A 26,420-nucleotide genomic window follows, 5' to 3' on the forward strand; every position below is an offset into this window, starting at 1 on the left:
CGGGCGAGTGTTGACGTTTACTCCACGCCGTGCTCGGTCACCCACGCCGTCGTATTCGCCGGCAATTTTCCGTCCAGCAGAGGGCCGCTCGAGATCATCACGTTTCCGGCGGGAAGCTTCACGGCCTTCTTGCCAAAGTTCGTGATGGAGTGCCAACCGCCGGGACGCATGAAGTGCACGACCTTGCTGCGGCTGTGAACCCATTCAAGCGTTTCCGCCCCTTGAAGCTGCGTGCGAAGATGAATCATCTCCCGATACATCTTCAGGGTCGAACCCGACTGGCTTTCCTCAAACTCAACCGCATACGCGGGGAACCAAGCGGGTTGCGGAAGGTGCGAGGGGCCCTCACCGAAACCAAACGACGAGCCGGCCTTTGTCCACGGGAGGGGGACTCTGCATCCGTCACGCCCCTTGCGCGTCTTGCCGCCACGCAACCACATCGGATCTTGGAGATCAGCATCGTGAATGTTAGCGACCTCGAAGAGTCCCAATTCTTCACCCTGATAGATATAGGTCGAACCGGGGAGCGCCATGATGAGCATCGTCGCCGCTCGCGCCCGCGACAAGCCCTGCTGCAGGTCTAGCTCGGGAACTTTGCCATCGGACATCAGCCACTTATCGAAATCGACTTTTTTCGGAAGGCCGTAGCGGGTGGCGTGGCGAACGACATCATGGTTGGAAAGAACCCAGGTCGACGAAGACTTTGACTTCGACGCGAGATGGATATTGAACTCGATGGTGTGATGAAATTTCTTGGCCGACCACGGGGCACCGAGGAGATCGAAGTTGAACGCTTGGCCCAACTCGTCCGCACGCGCATACTGAGGTCGTCGTTCCGCTGGAACCCACGCCTCCGCCACGGCTACGCGAGGGGGGTCGTATTCGTTGAAAACTTTTCTCCAGCCGCGGTAAATCTCGTGAACATCGTCACGGTCAAAGAGGGGGTTCGATCCATCTAAGGGGATGTTCTCCATGGCAAACGAGGTGACACTCGGCAACGGCTCGCTCATGTCTTTCTTGAGCGCGTGAGCGACGTCGACCCGGAATCCGTCGACGCCACGGTCTGCCCAGAAACGAAGAGTGGTCTTAAAATCTTCGATGATCTCGGGGTTATCCCAATTGAAATCCGGCTGCTCGGGGGCGAACAGGTGAAGGTACCACTGACCGAGTTCTCCATCGGCTTCGGTGATGCGCGTCCACGCCGTGGGACCAAAATGCGAAGGCCAGTCGCTGGGCGGTATTTCGCCCATAACGCCTTTTCCATCGCGGAAAATATAGCGAGCGCGCTCCGGTGATCCTGGGGCAGCCGCCAACGCATCTTTAAACCACGCGTGGCGATTGGAGGAGTGGTTCGGGACGATATCGACGAAGACCCGAATGTCTGCGGAGTGCGCAGCATCGACCATGTCATCAAAATCGGCCAACGTACCCAAACGCGGATCGATGTTGCGGTAGTCGTCCACGTCATACCCTCCATCTGCCAGCGCAGACGGGTAGAACGGGCTTAACCAAACGGCATCAATGCCGAGGTGGGAAAGGTACGCCATTTTGCTGGTGATGCCAGGGATATCTCCCAACCCATCCGCATTTGAATCCTTGAAGGATCGAGGATAGATCTGGTAAACCACAGCTTGACGCCACCAGTTTGCATCGCCTGCGAGAAACGTATTTTCAGCCATGGTGTCAATGCTCCAAGATTCAGGTTTCCGGGGGGTTTCTGGCAGTGCACAGAAGACTATTCGACCTTTGGTCTAGTAATACGGATCTTTTCGCACGATAAGGGAAAGGCGGCGCGCAGCCCGCTCGGCAAAACTGACCCAAAAACGATATTTGGTGGCGTTCAGGGGATAGTCCCAGACGCCAATGTAGTCAGTGACTCGGTTCGAAAAACTGGTCTTAAAAAGACCGATTCCGTAGAACGGATGCTCGGTGTCGGCCAGCTCATCTGCCGCCGGTGATCCACACAAATCGTGCAACACACTGCCCTGGGCTCGAGCCCAGATCATGACCTCAAATTGCATGAGGTGACTCGCGCCATACCCAGTCTTCTTTCGAAGGGATGCACCGTCTTTGTATGTGCTGCGGTTGCCAAAAATCATGGCGAAGGCACCCGCCACGAGTTGTCCTTCAAAATACGCGAAGAACAATTGTCCGTGTCCAGACACCTCGAATCGTTTCCAAAAGGTCGTGTAATACTGCTGGGAACGAATTCCAAAGGAGCCGTCGGCCGTTGCGGCGAGGAGGCCGAACATGAGAGCGCAATTTTCATCGGTGGCAGCAACCTGCGCCACCGTGACCCCGTCGCGCCGCGCGCGATTGATGGCATAACGTGCCTTTTGGCCGATGTTTTTGAGCAAGACATCATTGACCGTGCCGTCGGTGACATCCCCCGGCTCACTCGTGAGATCAACGAACACGGTGGACGCATTGGGGATAATCGGAAGTGCCTCAACAAAGCCTTCTCCCGTGAGATCAGCTCGAACCAAAGCACGTGCTGCCACAAGATCAGCGCTCAGCGCGGCGTGTTGAAAGGTCAGTCGCGGTTCGATTTTCATCATGAAGGCACCGTGGTCCTTGGCGAAGTCCACGAGAATGCGCGTGGCCCAGACAACCTCGGACAGCGTTTCGAATCCCGGTCCCTTGGGCAGGTACCAGAGCTTGCCCACCAAGGGAACGCTCTTCTCGTGCACCGTGAATGCCATCGCCCACGGGTTGGCTCCCGGGAGCCAGGCGGCGTTGGCGCCGGAACCGACCCTGTCGTTATCGAGCTCGTTTCCGCGCACCACGATGTACCGCGGCGTGTAGTGCCCGAGGCGTTTCTGCTCGGCGTAGTCACGGGAACGCCAGACGTCTCCCCCATCGGGGTTGGCGAGGATGAGCTCATCCCACCGCGCCAACTCGGCGGCAGTTGCGAAATCAATCGTGACTGCGGTCCCCATACTTACGCCTCGATGACCAACGGCACGATCATGGGGCGGCGACGGTAACCCTTGCTTACCCATTGACCGACCGTGCGACGGATGATCTGCTGAAGGGCGTGCGAATCACGCGTTCCATTGTGCGCGGCAGCGGCAAGCGCCTTGGCAATGGCCGGCTTGACCGTGTCAAAGACGGTGTCATCCTCGGCAAAGCCCTTGGCATGAATCTCGGGGCCCACGATGATCTTGCCGGTGGCAGCATCGACGACCACGATGATCGAAATGAAACCCTCTTCAGCAAGGATCCGACGGTCTTTGAGGTCGGCATCCGTAATTTCACCGACACTGGAACCATCGACATAGACGTAACCCACGTCAATTTGCCCCACGATGCGCGCAACGCCATCACGCAGATCAATGACGGATCCGTCGTCGGCCAGTAAAACGTTCTTTTCAGGAATACCGGCTTCGATGGCGAGGTTCGCGTTCGCCACCAGGTGGCGGTACTCGCCGTGCACGGGAACGACGTTCTTTGGCTGCAGGATGTTGTAGCAATACAGCAACTCCCCCGCGGCAGCGTGACCGGAAACGTGCACCTTGGCGTTGCCCTTGTGCACGACGTGGGCACCGAGCTTGGTGAGGCCATCGATAACGCGGTATACGGCGTTCTCGTTGCCAGGAATCAGACTCGAGGCCAGAATGACGGTGTCGCCCTTGCCTACCTCAATCTGGTGCTCGAGGTTGGCCATGCGCGCCAGAACAGCCATGGGCTCCCCTTGCGAACCGGTCGACATGTAGACAAGCTTCTCGTCGGGAAGATTCGCTGCCTTCTTGGCGTCGATCAGAATGCCGTCGGGAACCGTGAGGTAGCCAAGGTCGGCTGCGATGCCCATGTTGCGCACCATCGAGCGACCGAGCAACACCACGAAGCGCCCGTTGGCGGCGGCGGCGTCGAGAACCTGCTGAACGCGGTGAACGTGACTGGAGAAGCTGGCCACAATAACGCGGCGTGGCGAGCGATGGATGACGTTCTCCAGAACCGGCCCGATGTCACGTTCCATGGGGGTGAACCCGGGAACGTCGGCGTTGGTGGAGTCGGGGAGAAAGAGATCAATGCCCTCCTCGCCGATGCGCGCAAACGCCCGAAGGTCGGTCAGGCGACCATCGAGGGGAAGCTGGTCCATCTTGAAGTCACCCGTGTGCAGCACGAGACCCGCCTCGCTCCGAATAGCAACGGCGAGGGCGTCGGGAATGGAGTGGTTGACGGCGATGAACTCGAGGTTGAAGGGGCCGAATTGCTCCCGCTGGCCCTCTTTGACCGTGAGCGAGTAGGGCGAAATGCGGTGCTCTTTGAGTTTGGCTTCGATGAAGGCAAGGGTGAGTCCGGATCCGACCAGCGGGATGTCCTTGCGCAGACGCAGCAGGTACGGCACCGCACCAATGTGGTCTTCGTGGCCGTGCGTCAGCACGATGGCCAGAACGTCATCGAGACGATCACGAATGTAGGAGAAGTCCGGCAAGATCAGGTCGACACCGGGCTGGGTCTCTTCAGGAAAAAGTACACCGCAGTCGACGACGAGGAGCTTGCCGTTCAGCTCATAAACGGTCATGTTGCGACCGATTTCGCCCACGCCTCCCAATGGGACGACGCGGAGAGTTCCCTTTTCGAGAACGGGTGGGTCAAAAAGTTCGTTGGGCATATTCCTCTTCAAGCATGTGTTTTGAGCAAAGCGCTCTTTGTCCGTCGGGGTCATTACCTCGACGGGGCGGCACTACCGAGCAGTACCAGCGATTTTGGGCAAAGCGCCGCCGGCGGCGGCATTGCGGTCGGGACGGAAGTTCGAGAAGTCGAGTCCGGCAATCTCGCCCACAACCGAGATCTCATCTTCAATTTTGGCGGCTTCCCACTCTTCGGGGCCCACTAGTGGAAGACGAACACGCGGGCTGCCGATGCGACCGAGGCCGTGCAAGATGTATTTGGCGGCAACGGTACCGGGAACGTGGGACATGACCGCGCGCACGAGCGGCTCGAGGGCCTTGTGCTCCGCCGTTGCCGTGGCAAGGTCACCGCGGTTGACGGCATCGACCATGGCCCGGTACGGAGCGGGGGCGATGTTCGCCGTGACGCCGATAAGGCCCGTGGCGCCAATGGCCAGATGGGGAAGGATATTGGAGTCGTCGCCCGAGAAGTACATGAGGTCGGTTTGGTTCAGCACGCGGCTGACCTCACTGAAATCGCCCTTGGCATCTTTGATGGCCAAAATGTTGGGATGCTTGGCGGCGCGAAGAATGGTGTCGTACTGGATGGGGATGCCCGAACGGCCGGGGATGTCATACAGGATGACGGGCATGTCGGTCGCATCCGCGATCATGCGAAAGTGGGTGAGCACACCAGCTTGGGTGGGCTTGTTGTAATAAGGCGTGACAATCATGAGACCGTCGGCACCCGCGGCTTCACTCTTCTTGGCGAGCACAATGGCGTGAGCCGTCTCGTTGGAAGGACCACCCATGATGATCTTGGCGCGGTCGCCGGCAACGCGCTTGCCCACGGTGACAAGCTTGACTTTCTCGTCATCAGTCAGAGTGCTGGTCTCGCCCGTGGTGCCGGTCACCACGATGCCATCCGCGCCGTTACTGACGAGGTCATCAATGAGCTTCTCAACGTCGTCCCACGCAACCTCACCATCGGCGGTGAAGGGGGTCACTAGTGCAACAAGGACTTGTCCAAAGGGATTTTCTCGCGTAGCCACGTTTCAAGGTTACCGGAAAGCACTCGCAGAGAAGCCCGTCGGGGCATAAAGTAAAAGATGTGTTGCATTGAATAAGATAACAACTATAATTTCACTTATGAGTTACGTTAATCGAAGCACGGTTGAGTGGCAGTCAGCCATCGGCGAAAACATTCGTGATGCCCGCATTGCACGCGAGATGGACCAGCAGACTCTGGCCGACCGTGCGTCTGTTAATCGCGTGACGCTGAGTCGTCTTGAAAATGGTGACACGACGACAGTGGCCACGTTGATCAAGGTAATCCGGGCCCTCGGTCGTGAAGATTGGTTCGATTCCCTCGACGAGACGGGAGGCGGCCTTAGCCCATTGGCCCTCGCTCGCCAGGAGAGCCGAGAACCGAAAAAACGTCAACGCGTTTCGCGGAAGGTACAGGCCTCATGACCTTCGAAGCCGTGAACGTCATTCGCGTCCATCTCTGGGGAAATTATGTCGGGGCTCTGGCTCCCGGCCGAACCCGGGGCGCCTTCGTCTTCGAATACACCCCTGAATGGATCCAGAAAGCCATCGAACTCTCCCCCACGTCAATGCCCAGTCGACGCGCGCCCTATGTCTTTCCTGGACTCTCGGAAACCACGTTCTTTGGTCTCCCTCCGGCCATTGCCGATGCCCTCCCCGATCGTTTCGGAAACGCCATTATCGACGCTGAACTGGCAAGACGGGGTGCTTCTCCCCGCCAGGTCACCGCTTTGGACCGTCTCGCCTACACCGGTCAACGCAGCATGGGCGCCCTCGAATTCACTCCGGAACGCGGTCCCGGCGCGCGCCCATCCACCATGCTCGATATTGGAGAGCTCGTTCGCACGGCCCGTGATGTCATCGCCGGTACGCTCGGCAGCGACCACGAAGCGGAGCTCGCACTGCAGCAGATCCTCGCGATTGGTACCAGTGCCGGCGGTGCCCGCGCAAAGGCTGTCGTCAATGTCGATCCGCAATCCGGCGAGTTGCGCCCGGGGCAATTCCCCCAAGACGGGCAAGAGTCATGGCTTCTCAAATTCGACGGCGTCGGCAAGGATGCGCAACTAGGGGAGACCGAAGTGTACGGCCGAGTTGAATACGCTTATGCAGCGATGGCGCGAGCGGCGGGAATCCACATGTCACAAACTCGGCTCCTCGAAGAAAACGGCCGGGCACACTTCATGACGCGTCGATTCGATCGCCCCGGCGGTACCCAAAAGCTACACATGCAGACCCTCTGTGCTTTAAGCGTTCTTGATTACAACCTTGTCGGCGTGCACGACTATGCCCAGTACCAACAGGCAATCGCTCAGCTCGCCCTGGGCGAAGAGGCCGCCGCCGAAGCTTTTCGGCGAATGGTCTTCAACTACGCGGCGGCCAACTGTGACGATCACACCAAGAACTTTTCGTTTCTCATGGATGAGGCCGGCCAGTGGTCGTTGGCCCCCGCCTATGACATCACGCACGCTTTTAATCCCGCAGGACCCTGGACCTTTCAGCATCTGATGGGCGTCGAGGGCAAATTTCAGGATGTAACGAAAGCCGAGTTCATGAGGTTTGCCGAGCGTCACGGGGTGCCGGGAGCTCGTACCATCATCAATGACGTCACCGCTGCCATTGACTCATGGTCAGAGTTCGCAAACACTGCGGGACTCACAACCGACGTATCAGCGCGCATTGGTCGCGACCACACGCCTCAGGAGAGTTAAGGCGCTACGCGACCAGCGGCGTTGAAAGAGGCGTAGGTCATGGGCATGAGAGAGGCCCACTTCTCTTCCATCTTCTCGGCCACCATCTCGATCTCGCGCTGCGGGAACGAGGGGAAGTGCGTGCCTTCGCGCTTGGTGCGCAGCGACAGGAAGTTCATGAGCGAGCGCGCATTCATCGTGACGTACATGGACGAGTAGGTGGCAACGGGCAGAACGCCGCGGGCGACCTCGCGGGCGATCCCGGCGGCCAGCATCCGTTCGTATTCTTCGTACGCCACGGTGACGGCACGTTGGGTGGCCTCCACGGCGAGCGCCGTCTGCTCCGGGGTTCCGGGAACGAAGTCGTAAGCACCGGGCTTACCGATCTGCACGAGGTTGCGTTCGGGGCCGGGAACGTAAAAGACAGGGTTCAGCTCGCGATAACGCGCCGATTCCTCGTTATAGCTGGCAATGCGGTGACGCATAAACTCGCGAAACACAAAAATGGGGGCTTGCACGTAAAACGTCATCGAGTTGTGCTCAAAGGGTGAGCCGTGACGATCACGCATGAGGTAGTTAATGAGACCGCGATCACGCTTGGCGTCCGCTTCAACGGACTCGGGGCTGTGCATGCTCTCCTCGAGAGTTTGCTCCCCCTGAGTCGACACCCGGGCAGCGAACAGCACGTCCGAATCGTGGGCACTCGCGCGCACCAGTTCGACCGTTACATCGGAACGAAATTCAATCTCAGTCACGCCCATAACCGTAACGCAAAACCGTAACGCATCGTCACACTAAACACACTCGGGCCCGGCGGCCATAGCCTTGTTTAATCATGGATGTTCTGACTGTCGTCATTGTGCTGGCCGCCCTCGTGGCGATCTCCACCGCAATCGGCCTCATCGCGCGCGCTCGCGAGGGTCGGGTCGTCACTGCCGATGGGCTCACGCGCCTTGCGGCAATCGATCTTGGTGCCGACGTTGTCTACGGTGAATTCGCAACGCTCGTTCAGTTTTCCACCGAGTTTTGTACGAAATGCCCGGCCACGCGCGTTCTCCTCTCCCGAATTGCGGGTGAGACGACCGGCGTCGTGCACGTCGATGTCGATGTGACGCACCGCCAGGATCTCACTCACCGCTTCAACATCATGCAAACCCCCACCACGCTCGTGCTGGATGACAGCGGCGCCATTGCCGCTCGCATCGGCGGAGCACCCAAACCCGAAGCGGTCAAGACCGCCCTCGGCATCGCCCTCAGGAGAGATCATGGCCACTACATCATCTAACGCGCAGTCATCTAACAAGCCCAACCCGCTGGAAGCAGCTCCTGGAACGAAGGGCATCGACCCCCGCGGTCCCCGCTTCGGCGCCACGTTGACACTCATCACGTTGACGGCCGAGATCATCTTGTTGCTCGTCGGACCACAGCTGTCCACCGCCAATTCCGTTCTGGTCAACCTTGCGACGCCGTCCACCATTTTGTTGTTGCTCATCGTTATTGTGTTCGCCATCGGCGCTTTTGCCGGTATCACCAAGCACCCCTATGGCGCTATTTTCAAAAAGTTCATTCGCCCCAACCTGGCGGCACCCACCGAACTTGAGAACCCCAAACCCCCGACGTTCGCGCAGCTCATTGGCTTCATCATCACGCTGGTCGGACTTATTCTGGCTCTGTTCGGCCTCACGACTGGTGCTCTTATTGCCGTGGCCTTTGCTTTCGTCGCTGCCTTCTTGAATTCCGTCTTTGGTTATTGCTTGGGGTGCCAAATCTACGTTTTGTTCGTTCGCGCGGGTATTGTCGGACGTGGAAGCGCCACCGCCTAAACCGCACCTTGCGCTCGACTCGGCATTACCGAGTCGCGGTTGCCTCCCTCACTCTTGGAGGTAATCGTGGCAGCATCCCTTTCCGTCCTAATCGCGGGCGGCACCGGCCTCATCGGCCGTGAGCTCACGGCCGAACTCGAAGCCGCGGGTCACGTGGTGCACACGCTGACACGCTCGGCCGAACTCGCCGCCACAGAATCTCGCACGTACGTCTGGAACCCGGGCGTAACATCCTTGAATCTGGATGCTCTCGGCACCTTCGACGCCATCATCAACCTTGCGGGCTCCTCCATCAGCCAGATGCCCTGGACTGCCAAGCGCCGCGCCGCCATCCTGCACTCACGGTTGGCCGCGACCAACGCGGTTACCGAAGCGATCGCAACTTCGACCCGGCCACCAGCGATTCTGCTCAACGGTTCCGCGGTGGGTTTCTACGGCGACCGTGGTGCCGAAACACTCACAGAGGTCTCGCCTCGCGGTGCAGGATTCTTACCCGACGTCGTGGTTGCGTGGGAAGCCGCCGCGAAAGCTGCCCCCGCAGGTGTCCGCGTGGTACTCCTGCGCACCGGACTCGTGCTCTCTTCCACCGGTGGCGCTCTTGGACCCTTGAGACTTCTGACGAAGATTGGCATGGCCGGCCCGCTCGCCGGCGGGAACGCCTGGTGGCCATGGATTAGCCTGCGTGATGAAGTGCGAGCGATCATTCACCTCCTCACGTCGGACGTGTGGGGGCCCGTGAACCTTGTGGGGCCGCAGCCGGAGACATCCGGAACCGTTATGCACGTGCTCGCCCAGCGCCTCAAACGCCCCTTCTGGCTTCCCGCTCCCGGGTTCGCCATCACGGCACTGCTCGGTCAAGCCGGGCGGGAGCTCCTCCTGGCCAGCCAGCGTCTTCAACCCACTGTTTTGCTCGCCGACGGTTTCACTTTTCTCGACCTCACGGTGGGAAGCGCGATTGCCCAAACCGAGGCCGCTTCCAAAAAGTAACGCACGCGTAACCTTCTCAGTTTCTTGTGAGGCACATGCTCCCGCTAGCGTGGAGTCATGGGAGTTCGCATCGAAAAAATTGACCTACCCGGAATTGGAGTGCGTCACGATGTCGTGACCTCCAGTGGCCGGCACATCGGCGTCTTGAGCTATCGCAGCGGTGAGCGCGAGCTCGCCGTTTATGACAAAGCCGATCCGGATGCGATTGTCGCGTCTGTTCCCCTCAACGGGGACGAGGCCGCCGCGCTTTCGGACCTCCTGGGTCATGCTGCGTTGCTCAGCCAGCTTTCCGGCCTCGGCGGGGCGGTGGGCTTGTTTACGGAGCACATTCAATTGCCGTCGGACTCGCGGTATCTTGATCGACCCTTAGGCGACACAAAAGCCCGCACAAAGACCGGCGTCTCGATTGTAGCGATCTTGCGCGGCGACCATGTCATCGCGTCGCCAACCCCCCTAGAAATCTTGCACGAGGATGACTTGATCGTTGCCGTGGGCACCCGCCAGGGCCTTGATGCGCTCGACAAACTTCTGGTTCACAGTCAGGTCTAGCTGATGGACCACGAGGTACTCATGCTGATTGAGGTTGGGGCATTGCTCCTGGGCCTCAGTTTGCTGGGTCGCGTGGCATCTCACTATGGGCAGTCGCCTATCCCCTTGTATATGACCGCCGGTCTGGCATTCGGTGCAGGCGGACTCTTTCCGCTCTCGGCCAGCACCGAGTTCCTCTCCGCCGGCTCAGAACTCGGCGTCGTGCTGCTGCTTCTTCTGCTGGGTCTGGAGTACTCTCCCCAAGAATTAATGGGGAACCTCAAATCTTCCGCTCGGGCAGGAATCTGGGATGCCATTCTCAATGCTCTGCCCGGAGCTGCCTTTGCCCTGTTGATGGGGTGGGGTCCGGTGGCCGCCCTGGCGATGGCGGGAGTGACGTGGATCTCGTCGTCTGGCGTCATCGCCAAGGTACTGCGGGACTTGGGGCGCCTAGGTAACCGCGAGACTCCGACTATTTTGTCGGTACTGGTAATCGAAGACCTCGCGATGGCCTTTTATCTTCCCGTTCTCTCCGCCGTCGTCATTGGCGCCAGCTTGCTCCAGGGGTCCATCACCGTGGCCATCGCCGTGGGTTCGGTGATGTTAGTGCTGTACCTCGCTGTGCGCCACGGAAAGCGCCTCTCCCGCATCTTTACTCCTGATCACCCCGAATCGCTGCTGTTGGGCGTTCTCGGGCTGGCTATGCTGGTGGCCGGCCTAGCCGCGCAGGTTCAGGTATCCAGTGCCGTCGGCGCGTTCCTCGTGGGGATCGCACTCTCGGGCCAAGTTGCCCAGAACGCCGAAAAACTACTGCGGCCGCTTCGTGACCTTTTCGCCGCGATTTTCTTCGTCTTTTTTGGCTTCATGACAAACCCTGCCGATATTCCCACGGTCATCCTGCCTGCTGTTTTTTTGGCCATCGTAACAATGTCGACGAAAGTTCTCACCGGATACTTTGCCGCCAAACGCGCGGGCATCGGTCGCCCCGGTCGCTGGCGTACCGGACTGGCGCTCACTCCTCGAGGCGAATTCTCGATCATCATTGCGGCTCTCGCCGTGACGGCGGGCGTCGAGCCTATGATTGCGCCTCTCGCCGCCACGTACATGCTCGTGACCGTCATCGTGGGGCCGCTCCTCGCCCGTGTGACTGACACGGCGTGGTTCAAGGACCGTATGCGCCTGGCCCATGAGAGCGTGGACACCACAACAAACGTGATGCTGGATCCTCACACGGATTCCAACAGCACGCAGGTTGCCTAGGGGTCTGGGTGGCTGGCTGGCGTGAGCCTGCCTAAGGCACGAGGACAGCGCGACCGCGCAGATCTCCGTGGTGAAGGCGCTCGTAGGCCGTGGGGCCATCGTCAAGGCTGAACTGTTCAAACTCGACCTTAATTTTGCCCTGCTGAGCAAGTTCGATGACCTCCATGAGCTCGAGGCGTGACCCCCAATAGGGCGTGCGAATGTTGACGTCATACGCGGTGGCGCCAAAACCGACAGGCAACATTCCCCCGCCAATTCCCACGATGTGGAGGTCACCCTCCGGACGTACGAGCTTGGAGGCCAACTCGACCGTGGGCTGAGCTCCGACAAAGTCAAATACCGCGTTCGCACCAATTCCGCCGGTGAGCTCGTGCACCCGGGCAATCGCGTCGTCATTGCTCTGGAAAGTGTGATGCGCACCAACCTCTTTTGCCAACGCCAGCTTGGCATCGCTGATGTCGAGAGTAATGACGGTAGCGCCTGTCAGCGCGCGCAATAGCTGGATCGCCATGTGGCCCAGACCACCCGCGCCAATCGTGACCGCGGTGGAACCCGCTCCAAGCTTCGAAAGAGAATTCTTGATCGCGTGATACGGGGTGAGGGCCGCATCCGTGAGCGACACGTTCTGCACTGGATCAAGGGTGCCCAGCGCGACGAGGTGGCGCGGAGAGTCGATGAGGAGGTACTCCGCCATGGCTCCGGGCGAACCGAGTCCGGGAGGTTGAATCCCCATTCCTGCGGCAAAGGGGCACAACATTTCTTTTCCTTGAACGCAGTACGAGCAGGTTCCGCAACCCCAGGGCCCGTAAACGGCGACGGAATCACCGATCGCAAATTCTGTGACGCCATCGCCCAGCTCGTGGACGATTCCCGCACCTTCGTGCCCCAGTGTGAGCGGAGTGCTCCAGCCCATCACTCCAAAGGCTTCCGCGGGAAGGCTCATGACGAACTCGTCGGAGTGACATACTCCGGCGGCGGTGACTTTCAGAACAATCTGCCCCGGGCCCGCGTGCGGCTTGGGTATCGTCATGATCTTGGGGGCATCGCCCACGGTGACGTATTGCAGAGCTTTCATCATTTCGGCCATGACATTCCTCGGTTCGATCTGAAGCCTCGCGAGCAACTGCTGATGCTCACGCAATCTCAATTTCAGACGCTAGTCAACACCTAGACCGTAGGAAATACCAGCGTTGACCCCAGACGTTCACAAAATTCCCAGTGAGCGCGCCCGGCCAGAACAGGCGGCGCCACGGTATCGGCTGAGAGATGGCTACGGGCTGACCGCGAGCACGAGGAAAGCACCAAAGAGCGCCAAATGAACGCCGCCCTGAAGGACGGTCGCGCGGCCCGGAACCACCGTGAGCGTGCTGACGATAAGAGTCACGGCCAAGAGAACAATTTCTTTGCCCCCCAGACCTAGCGCCACGTTGAAACCAAAGACAAGCGAGAGCACGGCAATCACGGGGATCGTGAGGCCAATGCTCGCCATCGCAGACCCATAGGCCAAGTTCAGACTCTTCTGGGTTCGGCCCAAGTAGGCAGCCCGAATTGCCGAAACAGCCTCCGGCGCCAACACCAGCAAGGCAATGCTCACGGCAACGACGACCTGTGGCAGTCCAAGGTCGCTCACTGCAGATTCGATCAACGGGCTCGTCACCTTGGCCAGCCCAACAACCCCCACAAGCGAAATGGTCAGCAGGGCGAGGCTGATGATGGCCGTGCGCCGAGAGGGGGACGCGGCATGGGCTTTCTTTACCGACTCCCCGTTTGAGGACTCTGCTTTTGTGGACTCTGACTTGGGGAGCATCGGCGGCAAGAAGAAATCACGATGGCGGTAGGTCTGTACGAAGACGAACAGCAGGTAGAGGCCGAGCGAGGCTGCGGCAGCATAGGTGAGCTGCGTGGCCGAGAATGTCGGACCTGCCGTACTGGTGGTGAACGTCGGCAACACCAAGCTGAGCGTGGCAATCACGGCAATCGTGGCAAGCGCGCCGCCGACCCCTTCGCTCTTGAACGTGGCCACACGTTTGCGAAGAGCCTTGATGACGATCGCGATTCCCACGATCCCGTTGCAGGTAATCATGACGGCCGCAAAAACAGTGTCTCGGGCCAATTCACTGGAGCTATCGGGCGAGGACAGCATGAGCGTCACAATCATGCCCACTTCGATGATGGTGACCGCGAGCGCGAGAATAAGAGAACCGAATGGCTCCCCGACCCGATGGGCTACCACCTCGGCGTGATGAACGGCCGCAATAATGGATGCCGCCAAAACGAGACCCAAAACGGCCAAGATGGCATCCGGCAGACTGCGCCCCCAGGACAGAGCCAATGCAATGAGCGCAACCACGGGTAGGGCGAGAAAACTCCGGCTAATAATGAGCTCGAAAGTCTTCGACATCCCCCAATATTACGTGGTTAGGCGGGATGCATCTTGCTGAATGCTATGGCCGTGCGTACAGCCGATCGCGCTCGCCGGCGGTCACCGCTGGCGTCGTAGGCCAGTCCTAGGCGCATCCAGGCGCGCCAACTTTCTGGTGTTGCCTCCACTTCGGCGGCGTACAGCGGAAACTCTTCATCGGCCGATTCGCGGATGGTGCGACCGCTCGGTCGATGCGCCAACGTATCTTCTGGCAGACCATTTTCGGCCTGCAGTCGTTTGATAAGGCGCCCGCTGCGAATACCGAAGGAAAGTTCCCGGATCAATGCCCAGACTCCGATCAGAGGAAGCACCAGGAGAGCGATCCCCATGGCGATAACAACACCGTTGCCGGAGGACATCATGATGAACGCCTGATAACCGGCAACCCACATGTACAACACGAGGAGGATCGCCATAAAGACCGAACCAATAACGGCACGGGTCATGCGATGCGCTCGCTGATCTTGAGGACACGATCGAGGCCGACAAGTTTGCCCTTCAGGCCAGGAAGCGCCCGTAACGCTGCCATGATGCCCGCTTCATACGACCGGTCCGAGAGCGTGGTGTGGGTAATCCTGACGGTTTCCCCCACGCCGCCAAAGATGACCTCTTGTTGTGCGATGACCCCCTGCATGCGCAGACTGTGCACCGGCACACCAGCCACCAGTTGGCCCCTCGCGCGTTGGTCGGCGTGCGGAGCTGAAACATCAGAGTCTCGTGCCTTTGCGATGCGTTCGGCTGTGCTGACGGCGGTTCCTGAGGGCGAGTCAACCTTGTGCACGCCATGCGTTTCGACGATTTCGATCGAGTCAAAGTGTCGCGCGGCTAACGCGGCCAAGTGACTGGCCACAGCGGACCCTATGGAGAAGTTGGAGATAAAAATAACGCCCACTTCAGGATGCTCGGCGATAAGAGGTTCCACCGAGGCGATTCGTTCAGCAGACCAACCCGAGGTGCCAATCAGGATGCTCTTCTCGTGCGCGAGGGCCAACTCTAGAACCTTGCGGCTGATGGAGGGAAGCGAGACATCCACAATGACATCGGCGACCAACGCCTCCGTGAGATCACTACTGGACCCTAGCTCCGCCGCGACATGGAAGTCTTCGGACGCCGAAATCAATCGACAGACCAGACTGCCCAGTTTGCCGGAGGCGCCGACTACGGCCACAGAAATACTCACAACAGAATTCTAGCTGCGCGGTCGCGGGTTCCTTTAGATTCCGTAGCCCTCGGGAACACCCGTGCGAAGCTCCACCGGGAGGTGCCCCAAATCGTTGTGCGCCACGAGGGCCCAGGGTCGCCCTGGGCGCTGCTGAATGACGGTGATTCCGCAATTCGCTTGGTTCAGGGTGACCCACTTCCATTCGGGGGCGCCCAGAACTTCACGAACAAACCAGGCGATCACGTTGTTATGCGTCACGAGAAGATCCGTGTGTCCTTGGCGGCCGGGGGCCAAGAATTCCGCGATAGCGTCGGAAAGCTGCGCTGAACCCGCCTCAACCTCTGCTTCCGTCACCGATCCAAAGAAGGGGTCAAAAGCGGAAGGTACTTCATCGGTCTTTCCCGAGGGAACGCAATCCATCAACAGTGCGGAAGGTTCCGCTGAGAGCGAAGGAAGCCGTTCTCCCAAGACCCGGACGGTCTCCCAGGCACGCTCTAGGGGAGAGTGCCACGCATGAGAAATTTGCAATCCCCCGAGACGATCACCCAAGGCAATCGCTTGGCGGACTCCGCGCGGCGACAGCGGGCCATCTATCACGCCGTGCTCAGCATCAAGCTGCTCACCGTGACGAACCAGAATTATGTTGTGCGCCATGTGCCCTACCCCCGGCCAACGATGCGGGACAATTTCGTCGCGTCAGCTTGTCCTACAGAAACGACAGAAAGTTGTCCGCACGCAAGTTCAAGCGCGAGAGCCTGAACATCTTCCGCTGTTACTTTTTCGAGAAGTTGCAACGTTGCGTCATAGTCGTAAAACTCTCCCGACGAAATCTCGCTCCGCCCGAGACGCGACATGCGTGTATCGGTGTCTTCCAATGCCAGGGCCGAGGAGCCTGCCAGCTGGCCCTGGGCGCGCGTGAGCTCAACCGCGGTGACCCCGCCGTCGGCAAGCTTGTAAAACTCTGCCAACATCAGATCAGCGACATCCACGGCTTTTGCTGGGGAAGCCCCCGCATAGAGGCCAAAAACACCCGCATCGGAGAACGATGCCCCGAAGGAAAAAACTGAATAAGCGAGGCCGCGCTTCTCACGAATCTCTTGAAAGAGGCGAGAAGACATTCCACCGCCAAGGATGGAGTTTAGAACGGACTGGACAACTTTTCGGTCGTCGCTAGAAACAATGCCCGGCACGCCCATCATGATGTTCGCCTGTTCGATGGGCCGCTCGACAACCGTGAGCGCCTGAGCCTGCGTAATTTTAGCTAACGCCGTCAGCCGGCGTGGAACGGGTGCCGCCACGACGTCGAGGTCCCAGCCTGCGGCTGTGAGCCCCTTCACAACGCGAAGTACGAAGTCCTCATGATCTACGGAGCCAGCAGCCGTAACGACAAGGTCATTTGGGCGGTAATTCGCCCGGTAATGCGCCACAACGGCCTCGCGCGTGGCGCCGCGAATTGTTTCGGGGCTCCCTCCGATGGGTCGGCCCAACGGATGTTCTCCCAAAACTGCCTCGAAGAATCTTTCCTGCGCTACGTCGGCAGGATCGTCTTCGGCCATCGCAATCTCTTCGAGAATGACATCACGTTCTGTCTCAAATTCGTCCGGGTCGATGAGACTGGAGGTCAACATGTCACCCATGACGTCGATCGCCATGCTGAGATCATTGTCGCGAATTTTTGCGTAGTAGCAGGTGTATTCCTTCGCCGTAACGGCGTTGTGTTCGCCGCCCACCGAGTCAAAGGCCGTCGCGATGTCAAAAGCGGAGCGCGTCGGCGTGCCTTTGAAGAGCAAGTGTTCCAGGAAATGCGTGGAGCCCAAGCTCGCCGGATGCGTGCCCGATGCACCGGGAGATTCTTCGGCCCCCACTTCATCTCGGGAACCGACGGCCACCCAGTAGCCGAGAGTCACGCTTCTGGCTCCCGGTACGCGTTCGCTGAGAATACGAACCCCGCACGGCAAAACGGTGCGACGAACGAGGGAATCACCCGTGGCAACGAAGCTGAGTTCGGGTTGATCTAAAGGAAATGCAATTGCTGAATTCATACGGTTGCCAAGCCTAGGCCACGTGAGTGACAAATGGGGGTCAGTTACTTCTTACGCGAGCTCGTCCGCGTCCGCTGAGTCTCTTCCGAAGCCTTGTTTAGCTCCAGATGCTGCGCTCGAGTTAGCGACACCATGGGTGCGTGCATGAGCGCTTCGAGCTCTCTCATCGATTCGGGGCCAATGGTGGGGATTCCAATGCCCGGCTGAGCCAAAATCCAGGCGAGCGCGATTGCCGATATGTCGACGCCGTGCGCCATCGCAATATTGTCCAAAACACGCAGCACATGAGTTCCATGACGCCCAGCGTGCAACGATGCCCGTCGTGCCCGAATGTCCTCAGGGTTGAACGAACGGATATTGCGGTGGCGACCCAAAAATCCATTGGCCAACGTGAAATAGGGCATGATTGACACCGTCTGAGCTTGAGCAATCATGGCAAAGGTTCCCTCCACAATGTCCCGGCGCATGAGCGAATACTCCTCGGCTACCGCTTCAAAGCGAGGCAACCCGCCTGCCGACGCAATCCGTGCTTCGAGCAGACGCGGGGCCGAATAGGTGGACGCACCGAGATAGCGGACTTTGCCCTCGCGAATGAGGTCGCCGGCGGCAGAAAGGCTCTCTTCGATCGGAACCGACTCATCATCGGCGTGGAAGTAAAGAAGGTCGATGTGGTCGGTCTGGAGACGCACCAAGGACGCGTCAACACCCTCACGAATGGTGCGCGGGGCAAGACCTAGGTGATCAGGATGACGGCCAACTTTCGTGGAGACCACGATACGGTCGCGGAGGGAGCGCTCACGCATCCAAGTACCGATAATCTGCTCACTCATTCCCGAGGAATACAAGTCCGCAGTGTCGACGAACGATCCCCCGAGTTCAACAAAACGGTCGAGGAGGTCTGTCGAACGCCCGCTCGGGAGTGTCCAGCCAAAAACGGCTGCACCCAATGCCAATGGGAATCCGGCGAGCGCAGAATTTCCCACTCGACGGTGAGTGGGTTCAAGGGTGGGACTGCTCCCACCGTCGGCAACAAAATTAGTGATATCACTCATAGTTATTGAGAGACTAGGCGAGAAATGTCACAGAATTGTTTCCCTGATCCGTGAACACGCCGAGCAAAATGCATTGTGATGAAACCGTGTTGGGGTTCATGCCCTAGAGCTGCGGGACCAATGCTTCCCGATGAACGACGGCTGCAAGGAGTTCAAGCGCGCGCAGGCGATCCGGAGTAGATGAAAGGTCATCGCCAACACGTCCCGCGGCGACGGGACTCACCATGACTTCTGTCACGTTGTACCGAGATGCCATCTCCCGCACGCGATCGGCCGCCGCCACAGGCTCGTCAATAATCCACTTTCCGGCCATCCCCGCCATGAGGTCAAGCTGCGCTGGCGTCATCACGGCATCCGCCGCTTCCTCGACCGTGCTCAACGCCGTGAGCTTTTGTCCCGTCAGCATTCGTGCCATCTGCTGCAGTTGAGGCAGGGCGAGGGCATGAGCCTCCTCGCGAGAGTCGGCCACGGAAACATTGATCGTCAGGAGCGTTCGCGGCTCGGTGAGGTTCTCGGAGGGCACGAAGGTGCGGCGATAAAGATCGAGTGCATTGCTGGTGTTGCCCTGAGAAAAATGATTGGCAAAAACATAGGGCATGCCCCGCTGAGCTGCGAGGTTGGCCGAATACTCACTGGACCCCAGTAACCAGACCGTCGGTGCAGAGGCTGCCGCCGGTGTGGCGCGCACGTCGTAGTTTTTTCCTGAGCTCAGCGTGAACGAAGCGCCTTCAGGATGCAGAAGGGCCTCAATATCGGCAATGTTGCGAGGGAAGGCATCCACGTCGCTCACGGCGCCGCTGGAGCGCAATAACGCCGTAATGACGGGGTCGCTTCCCGGCGCACGCCCCAAGCCAACATCGATGCGCCCGGGGAAAGCGGCCTCGAGAATCCCGAACTGTTCGGCGATGACCAACGGTGAGTGATTGGGAAGCATGACGCCTCCGCTTCCCACTCGAATGCGCTTTGTCTTGGCAGCAAGAATCCCCACCAAGACCGGCGGGTTTGTGGAGGCCACAGACGGCATGTTGTGATGCTCCGCGACCCAGTACCGCTCGTAGCCCAACTCGTCGGCGCGCTGAGCCAGCGCAATCGACGCGGCAAAAGCGTTCGCAGAACTTTGCCCCGTGCGAACAGGAATGAGGTCAAGAACCGAAAGAGCAAGCGTTGAAGAATTCATCTCTTGTTACAACTCATCAGCACCCATCAATATTCCGCCGGGCGTGAGTCACCGGAGCGAAGTGAACTTTACCCTTTGCGCTTCGGCGGAAGACGATGAAGACTGAAGTTACGACAACGAAGGGATTTTCATCATGGAACATTTTGATGTTGCGGTTTTGGGCATGGGGCCGGGCGGCGAGGTGGCGGCGGGGCGTTTACTCAAAGCGGGTAAAAAAGTGGCCGTCATTGAGCGTGAACTCATCGGCGGTGAATGCGCTTATTGGGCTTGTGTCCCCTCAAAAACACTTCTCCGGCCGGGTGAAGCCCGCACAGCTGTGGAGCGCGCCGCGGGGGTATCTGGAGCTGAACTGAGCTGGTTTGAAGCCAGCAAATACCGTGACTATATGATTCGTCATCTTGATGACAAGACCCAAATTGCCGGGTACAGCAGAGATGGCGCCACAGTAATAAAAGGTGAAGCCAGCGTTACAGCCCCAGGTCACATCCGGGTTGGGGATCGCGAATTGACGGCAGAAAAGATCATTATCGCAACCGGCTCTGAACCGATCATTCCAGATTTGGAGGGCATTGATCAAATAACGGCTTGGACAAATCGGGAGACCTACACCGCCACAACCCTGCCGAAGAGTGCGGTAATTATTGGTGGCAGTGCCGTGGGTACAGAGACCAGCACGTTCCTGGCTAGTTTCGGAGTGAAGGTCATCCTCATTCACCGTGGCGACCGTCTTCTAGAGCGCGAGGAGCCCAGAGTCGGGGAGCTGGCATTCACATATTTGAGTGAAACTGGAATCAATATCCGTCTCGGTGTCAGCGCCACAAAGGCACATCGCAGCGGTGACCAGAGTGTGATTGAACTCGATGACGGTACACAGGTATCTGCTGACGTCATCATCTTTGCTACCGGACGCACGCCCCGCACTCAAAATCTCGGCTTCGAGCTGGCCGGCGTCATTCTGGGCGAGCACGGACAGGTGCAGGTAGACGAGCACTGTCGGGCCGCCGAAAACGTGTGGGCGGTCGGGGATGTCACCGGAATAATGCCTTTCACCCACGTTGCTAAATATCAGGGGCGGATAGTAGCCGACGCGATTCTTGGGGGGGATCGCAAGGCCTTCTATCAAGGCATCCCTCGAGTTGTCTTTACCGACCCTGAAATTGCGGCTGCCGGTCTCACTCAAGCCCAAGCCGACCAGCAAGGGATAAAGACAAAAGTAATAGAAATTGATTTAGCCAAATCTATTTCACGACCATGGACCTACGAGGAGAACCCTCGAGGACATCTTGGGCTGCTGATGGATACCGAGCGCAACGTCCTCGTTGGCGCCTGGGCCATCGCGCCCCTAGCTGGAGAATGGATTCATCAAGCCTCCCTGGCGATTCGTGCGCACATCCCCATCGATACTCTTCTTGATCAAGTCGCCCAATATCCCAGCTATAACGAGGCCTACTTGGCTGCACTTGAGAAACTCAGGCCCGCGTCTCACTGACTCGGGCATTCTCGACTAGAAGAATCATCTATTCCAATCACGATGCTGACAACCGACGACGCGTCAGACGGAGTTAGTTGTTTCTTCGAAATCGGCGGGCTCACATTGGATTGTCGAGTGGGAGACGTGATAGCGCTCTCGTAGCAATGTCACAACAGATTCCCAGACCGATGATCGGATCAGCATAGGACCAGCCTGTCGTGAACAAAATGATAGCTACGATAATGACGCCGAGGACTTCTAGGTAAGCGCCTTAAAGTTGAGGCTCTCGGCAGAACCAGCAGCTAAGAGAAAGTCCCTGAGGAGGCTGCATCCAACTGCACGTCGCTCGGCCGAGAACTAATCGCACTTGGGGCTGGTCAGGGGGCTAGCATCCTGAGCCTGGAAATGGTGAATATGGATCACTGGTTCCATAATCGTCTGAGTAAAAGCATTTGTCCGGCGCTACGTAGTTGCGCCACTCAGCGAGCACCGGGCGAACGTAGGTTGCTCGATCCGGGTACTCCGTTTGTTCAACACCCATGCAGTCGGTTGAAGACATGCCATTACCTGGCCATCGACTGCAGTAGGTCTTGGTCACTGTTTGCCATAGTGCACCGATAGTGTTCGTGGCCACCGTTCCCGACGGCGCGTGTATATCCATTACCAAGGCATAAGGCGGGTTGTTCGGTGAAGTAGGCATGGACTGCGGATTCTTCATTCCGACAGCGATTGACTGCTTGCTACATGAGTCGCCAAGGTCGTTGTAGTCGGCATAGGGAGCCGTTGCCGCGACAGAGCCATAGTCCGAATTGAAAACGCTCCAAGAATACCAGCTGTAGTTTTTTGCGAAAAATTGATCCTTGTAGTCATTTTGGCAGGCAGGTCGATACCCTGCGGACATGTTGGGGTTTGTGATGTTCACTTCCATCTCCCATCCAAAACGAGAATCAAGATTGGTCGGCGATGTGCCCGATTGCCAGTTGGCAAATTGGTTCAGGAACACACCGGGCTGACCGGGGTATTCCTGAATGCTTACGGAGACGCTGCTTGGTCTCCATTCGTTGGCCAGCGTGTTAACGCTGGCAGCAGACATTTCAGCAGAGGACGACGTTCTGCTCGCCTTGAACGCGTCAACCTTTGGTCCCGCGGCAAACGGTGCGACTAATTCCGGGCGGTCCGTAACAATAGTCGGGATGGGCATGATTCTTGACTCTTGCTGTTGAGCGACCGGGCGCTCGACAATCAAGCCGGAAATCTCTGGTTCAGTGCCCCAATCAAGTTTGAATTGGGCAAGGAATTGATCGGCCGTCCAGTCGACCTGAGGGTGAATTCGCCAACAATTTGAGGATTCTCGAAGCGGTACGCCAGCACTGGTTCCGAAAGGGATTCTGCGATCCGCGAAGCGTCAGAATATGACACGGCATGGTCGAAAGGCAAAGTAACACGAGTCACCTTGGCAGCCTCATACTCACTTGCCGTGGAGGCCGGCCTTTCCACTACGGGCCCCGGGGCCGCCGATGCAGTCGGAGGGGTGTGCACCATACTCCGCAGTATTGCCAGCACAGAGAAACTCGTGATTAGCAAATTGCGCAGCTTCATTCTTGATCCATTTCTAATCGGTCTTGAGCGGTGGGAGTGCGTTATATTCGTCGCGTGGTAAATCGTGCGGTCAGGAAAATTACGAAGCCGAGAAGGCCTGCGATTGCGGCGAATGTAAGTCCCCAGTCCCAGACGCTCACAGCCGTAGTCACGAGATAAAGCGAGTGCTCGGTTGTGTAATAGGAGCATCGGACTCCGACGGGGAATAGTGTCAAAACCCCGTCAGCAGTCCAACCACCTGATGGCAAAGATTGGGCAGTTAGCCCTGGGTTCTGGTAGCACGACTCGCCGATTCCAGCGTGGGAGATCGAGGCGAGGCGGAGAATGCCTACTGCTATAAGGCCTAAAGACGTCGCGCCAAGAATCCAAGACCGCATGGACAGAACAAGGGATGCCGGAAGTGTCATCACGAATTAACTTCAGTGAACGGCCTGCATAAACTCGGCAGATTGCTAACTTCCGGTCGCTGCTTTGCTGCGCTCGATGCCGATACCCCGAGGAATACGCACACAACATTCGTCAATGAAATCCCCCATAAATTCGTAGATACTTCAAAGCAGGCTAACAGGTTAGAGGGATAAATATGGGGCAAAGATGGTTGGATCCGAATGGTGATGACGACGAGGTTCAAGCCGAGCGCGTAGACGACCCGCGCGATGGTGGAGCGCACGGCGTTGCTGATTCCTTGCCTCATCAGCTGAGCAAATTTGCTGCGGGTTTCCACCATCGGCAGTGCGCCGCCGAACATATCCTCGAATCCCTCAAACGACTTCTATAACGAACTACAGGCGCAGGACACTAACGGGCGAGGCGTTGAATAATGGCGCCAAACGCCCACGGCATTGCCGAGGCCAATGGCACAATCGTTGAACGAAACGGTGACGCCGCCAATCCCACGAGCGCCGACGTCAGCATTCGGTAGTCCCGTGTGTGACTTGCCCAAGCGCTTTCATATGATTGAGGATCTTCCCTCACCAGGGCCGCAACTGCTTCCCGTGCCTGCGCAAATCCAACCCGCAATCCTTCTCCGGTGAGCGCATCAACATACCCGGAGGAATCACCCACCAAGAGCACGCGCCCTTCGACACGTCTCCGCGTTCTCTGCAAAAGAGGTCCGGCGCCTCGCAATGCACTGACAGGCTCGGCACCCCGTAGATGTTTTTGCAAAGAAGATATTGCACCAATTTCACGATCAAAGTTAATGCCCGGTGCGCCGAGCGTGGCGACTCCCACGAGATCCGAGGCAACGGGAGTGACATATACCTCGACAGACCGGGCCCAATGTACCTCGACAAGATCGGTCCACGGCGCAAGTCGATAGTGACGACGCAAGCCAAAACGTCGCCCAGAGCGCACCTGATGTGATGGTCTCTCGAGGCCAATAAGGTGACGAACATGTGAATGCAACCCATCGCAAGCCAGCACCCATGTTGCTTTCAAAAAAATGGTTGCCATGAGAGATAACGGGGTGCGAATCCCCACTGTCACAAAATTCGATGATTGTTGTACAGACTCAACCATGCCACCCCGAAATTGAACACCCACCTCGTGCGCCCTCGCCATCAGCGCATCGCTGAGAGCAGTTCGTCGGACCCCCACCCCCTGGCCGCCGGTAAACCGATGTTCCACGCTCCGTGTTGCATTGAGGTAAGCAAAACCTGCAATGGTATGGCCTACTGGTGCGACGCCAATCCTTAAGAGTGCGTCTATCGCCCCTGGCATGAGAGCTTCACCGCAGGCCTTATCGAGCGGACCGTTGCGGGGCTCAACGATGACGACAGACATTCCCTCCAGGCGCGCCTCAATCGCTGCGGCAAGACCCACGGGACCGCCTCCCACAACAAGTACATCTACGTCGACCGTCATGAGTCTGCTGAGGATAAGGCGCGATTTTCACAAGGGATGCGAACAGCCATCAAGAGAATGGCATTCAGTACGGTAAACACAATGGCCGTAACCCAAGCAGAGTGAACAAGAGGTAACGCAAAACCTTCAACGACGACGGCAACATAGTTGGGGTGCCGCAGCCACCGCCACCGATAGGGACCTTTCGTGACCAAGGGCAAATCATTCACGACAATAACCCGTGTGTTCCATCGAGGACCCAACGAGGCAATGCACCACCATCTCAGCCCTTGGCTGGCAACAACAAGGGCGAGCATGGGCCAACCAAGTAACGGAATGAAGGGGCTATTGAACAGATAGACCTCCCCGATGCAGGCCAGTAACAGGCCCGTGTGTAACGCCACCATGGGGGGAAAGTGTCTGCGTCCGTACTCGATTCCGCCACGTGCAAAGGACCACGAAGCGTTTCGTTTCGAGACAATAAGCTCGGCAATTCTCTCGCCCCCGGTAGCGAGAACCAAGACGAAATAAAGGATTTCACTCATGATGGGGCATCCGGCCATTTCATCAAAACAATCTCCGAACACACTCCTGGACCGAGCGCGAAAAGGAGTCCGTATGCACCAGGAGACGCATCCTGAGCTTCGAGGGTGTCACCCAACACGTGCAGGACAGAGGACGAAGACAGATTTCCCACGCGACTGAGGGAGGACCAACTTCGATGCAATTCACCCGAGTTGAGATCCAGGCTGGTCTCGAACGCTTCAAGGATCTTTGGACCGCCGGCATGAGCCATCCAGATGGAAACATCGTGCACAGAGAGCCCGAGTGGGATGAGAAAATTCTCAACGTCGTCCGCGAAATATCGTTCAATAACGCCGGGAACTCCGGCAGACAAAACAATGCGAAATCCGCTCGAGCCGACATTCCATCCGATGACATCGGATGTCTCGGAGTACAGCCTGCTGCCCGTGGCAATAATTTGAGGACAAGCTCCGTCTAATTCGAGGTCACGCGCGTCACCGGCCAAAATAACTGCCGTCGCACCATCACCGAAAAGTCCGCTGGCAACCAGGTTGGCCATGGAAGAATCGTCGCGTTGAATCGTCAGCGAACATAGTTCCAGCGACACAATGAGCGCTATCTCAGTGGGGTGTCCCGTGAGATAGTCATGAACTCGGGCCAAAGCGGAGGCACCCGCCACGCACCCCAGTCCAAATGATGGAACTCTTTTAACATCCGATCTCATACCGAGGCGTGACGCCAAAATGGCGTCAAGAGAGGGTGCCGCAATCCCCGTGACCGACGTGAAGAAAAAGAAATCAATATCGCTCGCTACGAGCTTGCTCTTCTGTAGTGCTAATCGAATAGCACGTTCAGCAAGATCCGTTCCGGCCGTGATGAATAAATCATTGGCCTGCGTAAATGAATTCAGATCACGATACGACTCGAGTGGCAAAATTGTGTGACGCGTGGCGATTTTGCTCGAGGAGTGAAGGCGTCGCATGACTGCCTGTTTGCTTCGATCACTAGTCACAAGCGGCGCAAGTTCATCGGTGATAACCGACTGTTCGTAAACATTGTCGGCAAGCACCGGGGCGACTGCAATGATATTGGTCACTGTCGAAAAGTAGCACGTATACGAAAACGGATGCCCGCCCCACAAGTGTGGAACGGACATCCGTTAATTAAATCTAAGCG

General features: G+C 58.1%; 26 protein-coding genes. 8 read left to right on the forward strand and 18 right to left on the reverse strand.

Annotation, left to right across the window (positions count from 1 at the left end; all coding sequences use genetic code 11):
• Positions 1–17: 17 nt before the first annotated feature.
• From FB555_RS04105 to dapA, 4 genes are all read right to left on the reverse strand, one after another.
• Positions 18–1,679, reverse strand: coding sequence for a glycoside hydrolase family 13 protein (locus FB555_RS04105; RefSeq protein WP_182484127.1), 1,662 nt, complete (start codon positions 1,677–1,679; stop codon positions 18–20).
• Between the two features lie 72 nt (positions 1,680–1,751).
• Complete coding sequence (locus tag FB555_RS04110; protein WP_182484128.1) at positions 1,752–2,939, reverse strand: lipid II:glycine glycyltransferase FemX; 1,188 nt, start codon at positions 2,937–2,939, stop codon at positions 1,752–1,754.
• Positions 2,940–2,941: 2 nt separating this feature from the next.
• Positions 2,942–4,618, reverse strand: a complete 1,677-nt coding sequence (locus FB555_RS04115) for a ribonuclease J (RefSeq protein WP_182484129.1) — start codon at positions 4,616–4,618, stop codon at positions 2,942–2,944.
• Between the two features lie 72 nt (positions 4,619–4,690).
• The gene (gene dapA / locus FB555_RS04120) at positions 4,691–5,668 is read right to left on the reverse strand and encodes a 4-hydroxy-tetrahydrodipicolinate synthase (RefSeq protein ID WP_182484130.1); all 978 of its coding nucleotides are present in this window, start codon (positions 5,666–5,668) and stop codon (positions 4,691–4,693) included.
• Between the two features lie 97 nt (positions 5,669–5,765).
• Here dapA and FB555_RS04125 point away from each other — a divergent pair, with 97 nt between their 5' ends.
• Together FB555_RS04125 and FB555_RS04130 are read left to right on the forward strand one after the other, a co-directional pair.
• Positions 5,766–6,089 (forward strand): helix-turn-helix transcriptional regulator, encoded by a 324-nt coding sequence (locus FB555_RS04125; protein ID WP_182484131.1) that lies wholly within the window; start codon positions 5,766–5,768, stop codon positions 6,087–6,089.
• A complete protein-coding gene (locus FB555_RS04130) occupies positions 6,086–7,372 on the forward strand; it encodes a type II toxin-antitoxin system HipA family toxin (RefSeq protein ID WP_182484132.1) in 1,287 nt (428 codons plus the stop codon). The genes FB555_RS04125 and FB555_RS04130 overlap by 4 nt, the downstream gene beginning before the upstream one ends.
• On the opposite strand, the gene thyX is transcribed toward FB555_RS04130, so the two are convergent.
• Positions 7,369–8,112 carry an FAD-dependent thymidylate synthase gene (thyX, locus tag FB555_RS04135; protein ID WP_182484133.1) on the reverse strand — a complete coding sequence of 248 codons (744 nt, stop codon included), beginning with the start codon at positions 8,110–8,112 and terminating at the stop codon, positions 7,369–7,371. The two genes, FB555_RS04130 and thyX, sit on opposite strands and share 4 nt — an antisense overlap.
• Before the next feature lie 74 nt (positions 8,113–8,186).
• Between thyX and FB555_RS04140 the strand changes: the two genes are divergently transcribed.
• The 5 genes from FB555_RS04140 to FB555_RS04160 all read left to right on the forward strand — a co-directional run bounded on the left by FB555_RS04140 (position 8,187) and on the right by FB555_RS04160 (position 11,949).
• The gene (locus FB555_RS04140) at positions 8,187–8,636 is read left to right on the forward strand and encodes a TlpA family protein disulfide reductase (protein WP_182484134.1); all 450 of its coding nucleotides are present in this window, start codon (positions 8,187–8,189) and stop codon (positions 8,634–8,636) included.
• On the forward strand, positions 8,617–9,174 hold the full coding sequence (locus tag FB555_RS04145; protein WP_182484135.1) for a DUF4395 domain-containing protein: 558 nt from the start codon (positions 8,617–8,619) through the stop codon (positions 9,172–9,174). Before FB555_RS04140 ends, FB555_RS04145 begins: the two co-directional genes overlap by 20 nt.
• Before the next feature lie 66 nt (positions 9,175–9,240).
• Positions 9,241–10,161: a TIGR01777 family oxidoreductase gene (locus FB555_RS04150; protein WP_343046395.1), complete on the forward strand. Its 921-nt coding sequence runs from the start codon at positions 9,241–9,243 to the stop codon at positions 10,159–10,161.
• A gap of 57 nt (positions 10,162–10,218) precedes the next feature.
• A complete protein-coding gene (locus FB555_RS04155) occupies positions 10,219–10,710 on the forward strand; it encodes a cation:proton antiporter regulatory subunit (RefSeq protein ID WP_182484136.1) in 492 nt (163 codons plus the stop codon).
• Positions 10,711–10,731: 21 nt separating this feature from the next.
• A complete protein-coding gene (locus FB555_RS04160) occupies positions 10,732–11,949 on the forward strand; it encodes a cation:proton antiporter (RefSeq protein WP_246323510.1) in 1,218 nt (405 codons plus the stop codon).
• A gap of 31 nt (positions 11,950–11,980) precedes the next feature.
• Here the strand turns inward: FB555_RS04160 and FB555_RS04165 are convergent, their stop codons facing one another.
• The 8 genes from FB555_RS04165 to FB555_RS04200 form a co-directional block, all read right to left on the reverse strand.
• Complete coding sequence (locus tag FB555_RS04165) at positions 11,981–13,024, reverse strand: NAD(P)-dependent alcohol dehydrogenase (protein WP_182484291.1); 1,044 nt, start codon at positions 13,022–13,024, stop codon at positions 11,981–11,983.
• A 195-nt stretch (positions 13,025–13,219) separates the two neighbouring features.
• Entirely contained in the window at positions 13,220–14,350 is a 1,131-nt protein-coding gene (locus FB555_RS04170; RefSeq protein ID WP_182484138.1) for a calcium:cation antiporter, read from the reverse strand.
• A gap of 17 nt (positions 14,351–14,367) precedes the next feature.
• Complete coding sequence (locus tag FB555_RS04175) at positions 14,368–14,817, reverse strand: hypothetical protein (protein WP_246323511.1); 450 nt, start codon at positions 14,815–14,817, stop codon at positions 14,368–14,370.
• On the reverse strand, positions 14,814–15,551 hold the full coding sequence (gene dapB, locus FB555_RS04180) for a 4-hydroxy-tetrahydrodipicolinate reductase (protein ID WP_182484139.1): 738 nt from the start codon (positions 15,549–15,551) through the stop codon (positions 14,814–14,816). Before dapB ends, FB555_RS04175 begins: the two co-directional genes overlap by 4 nt.
• Before the next feature lie 33 nt (positions 15,552–15,584).
• Positions 15,585–16,187, reverse strand: coding sequence for a histidine phosphatase family protein (locus FB555_RS04185; protein WP_182484140.1), 603 nt, complete (start codon positions 16,185–16,187; stop codon positions 15,585–15,587).
• Positions 16,188–16,192: 5 nt separating this feature from the next.
• Positions 16,193–17,575, reverse strand: a complete 1,383-nt coding sequence (locus FB555_RS04190; protein ID WP_182484141.1) for a M16 family metallopeptidase — start codon at positions 17,573–17,575, stop codon at positions 16,193–16,195.
• A 44-nt stretch (positions 17,576–17,619) separates the two neighbouring features.
• Positions 17,620–18,627 (reverse strand): aldo/keto reductase, encoded by a 1,008-nt coding sequence (locus tag FB555_RS04195; protein WP_182484142.1) that lies wholly within the window; start codon positions 18,625–18,627, stop codon positions 17,620–17,622.
• Positions 18,628–18,730: 103 nt separating this feature from the next.
• Positions 18,731–19,804: an LLM class flavin-dependent oxidoreductase gene (locus tag FB555_RS04200; RefSeq protein WP_182484143.1), complete on the reverse strand. Its 1,074-nt coding sequence runs from the start codon at positions 19,802–19,804 to the stop codon at positions 18,731–18,733.
• A 133-nt stretch (positions 19,805–19,937) separates the two neighbouring features.
• Here FB555_RS04200 and FB555_RS04205 point away from each other — a divergent pair, with 133 nt between their 5' ends.
• Positions 19,938–21,293: a dihydrolipoyl dehydrogenase family protein gene (locus FB555_RS04205; protein ID WP_220475750.1), complete on the forward strand. Its 1,356-nt coding sequence runs from the start codon at positions 19,938–19,940 to the stop codon at positions 21,291–21,293.
• A 367-nt stretch (positions 21,294–21,660) separates the two neighbouring features.
• Here FB555_RS04205 and FB555_RS04210 read toward each other — a convergent pair whose 3' ends face one another.
• From FB555_RS04210 to FB555_RS04230, 5 genes are all read right to left on the reverse strand, one after another.
• Positions 21,661–22,521: a hypothetical protein gene (locus FB555_RS04210; RefSeq protein ID WP_182484144.1), complete on the reverse strand. Its 861-nt coding sequence runs from the start codon at positions 22,519–22,521 to the stop codon at positions 21,661–21,663.
• A gap of 759 nt (positions 22,522–23,280) precedes the next feature.
• Complete coding sequence (locus tag FB555_RS04215) at positions 23,281–23,622, reverse strand: hypothetical protein (RefSeq protein WP_182484145.1); 342 nt, start codon at positions 23,620–23,622, stop codon at positions 23,281–23,283.
• A 50-nt stretch (positions 23,623–23,672) separates the two neighbouring features.
• Positions 23,673–24,740: an NAD(P)/FAD-dependent oxidoreductase gene (locus FB555_RS04220; protein WP_182484146.1), complete on the reverse strand. Its 1,068-nt coding sequence runs from the start codon at positions 24,738–24,740 to the stop codon at positions 23,673–23,675.
• The gene (locus FB555_RS04225) at positions 24,737–25,264 is read right to left on the reverse strand and encodes an isoprenylcysteine carboxyl methyltransferase family protein (RefSeq protein ID WP_182484147.1); all 528 of its coding nucleotides are present in this window, start codon (positions 25,262–25,264) and stop codon (positions 24,737–24,739) included. Before FB555_RS04225 ends, FB555_RS04220 begins: the two co-directional genes overlap by 4 nt.
• A complete protein-coding gene (locus FB555_RS04230; RefSeq protein ID WP_343046396.1) occupies positions 25,261–26,340 on the reverse strand; it encodes a type III polyketide synthase in 1,080 nt (359 codons plus the stop codon). The genes FB555_RS04225 and FB555_RS04230 overlap by 4 nt, the downstream gene beginning before the upstream one ends.
• Positions 26,341–26,420 lie beyond the last annotated feature (80 nt).

This window comes from Alpinimonas psychrophila, from assembly GCF_014137865.1.
GTDB classification, from domain to species: domain Bacteria; phylum Actinomycetota; class Actinomycetes; order Actinomycetales; family Microbacteriaceae; genus Alpinimonas; species Alpinimonas psychrophila.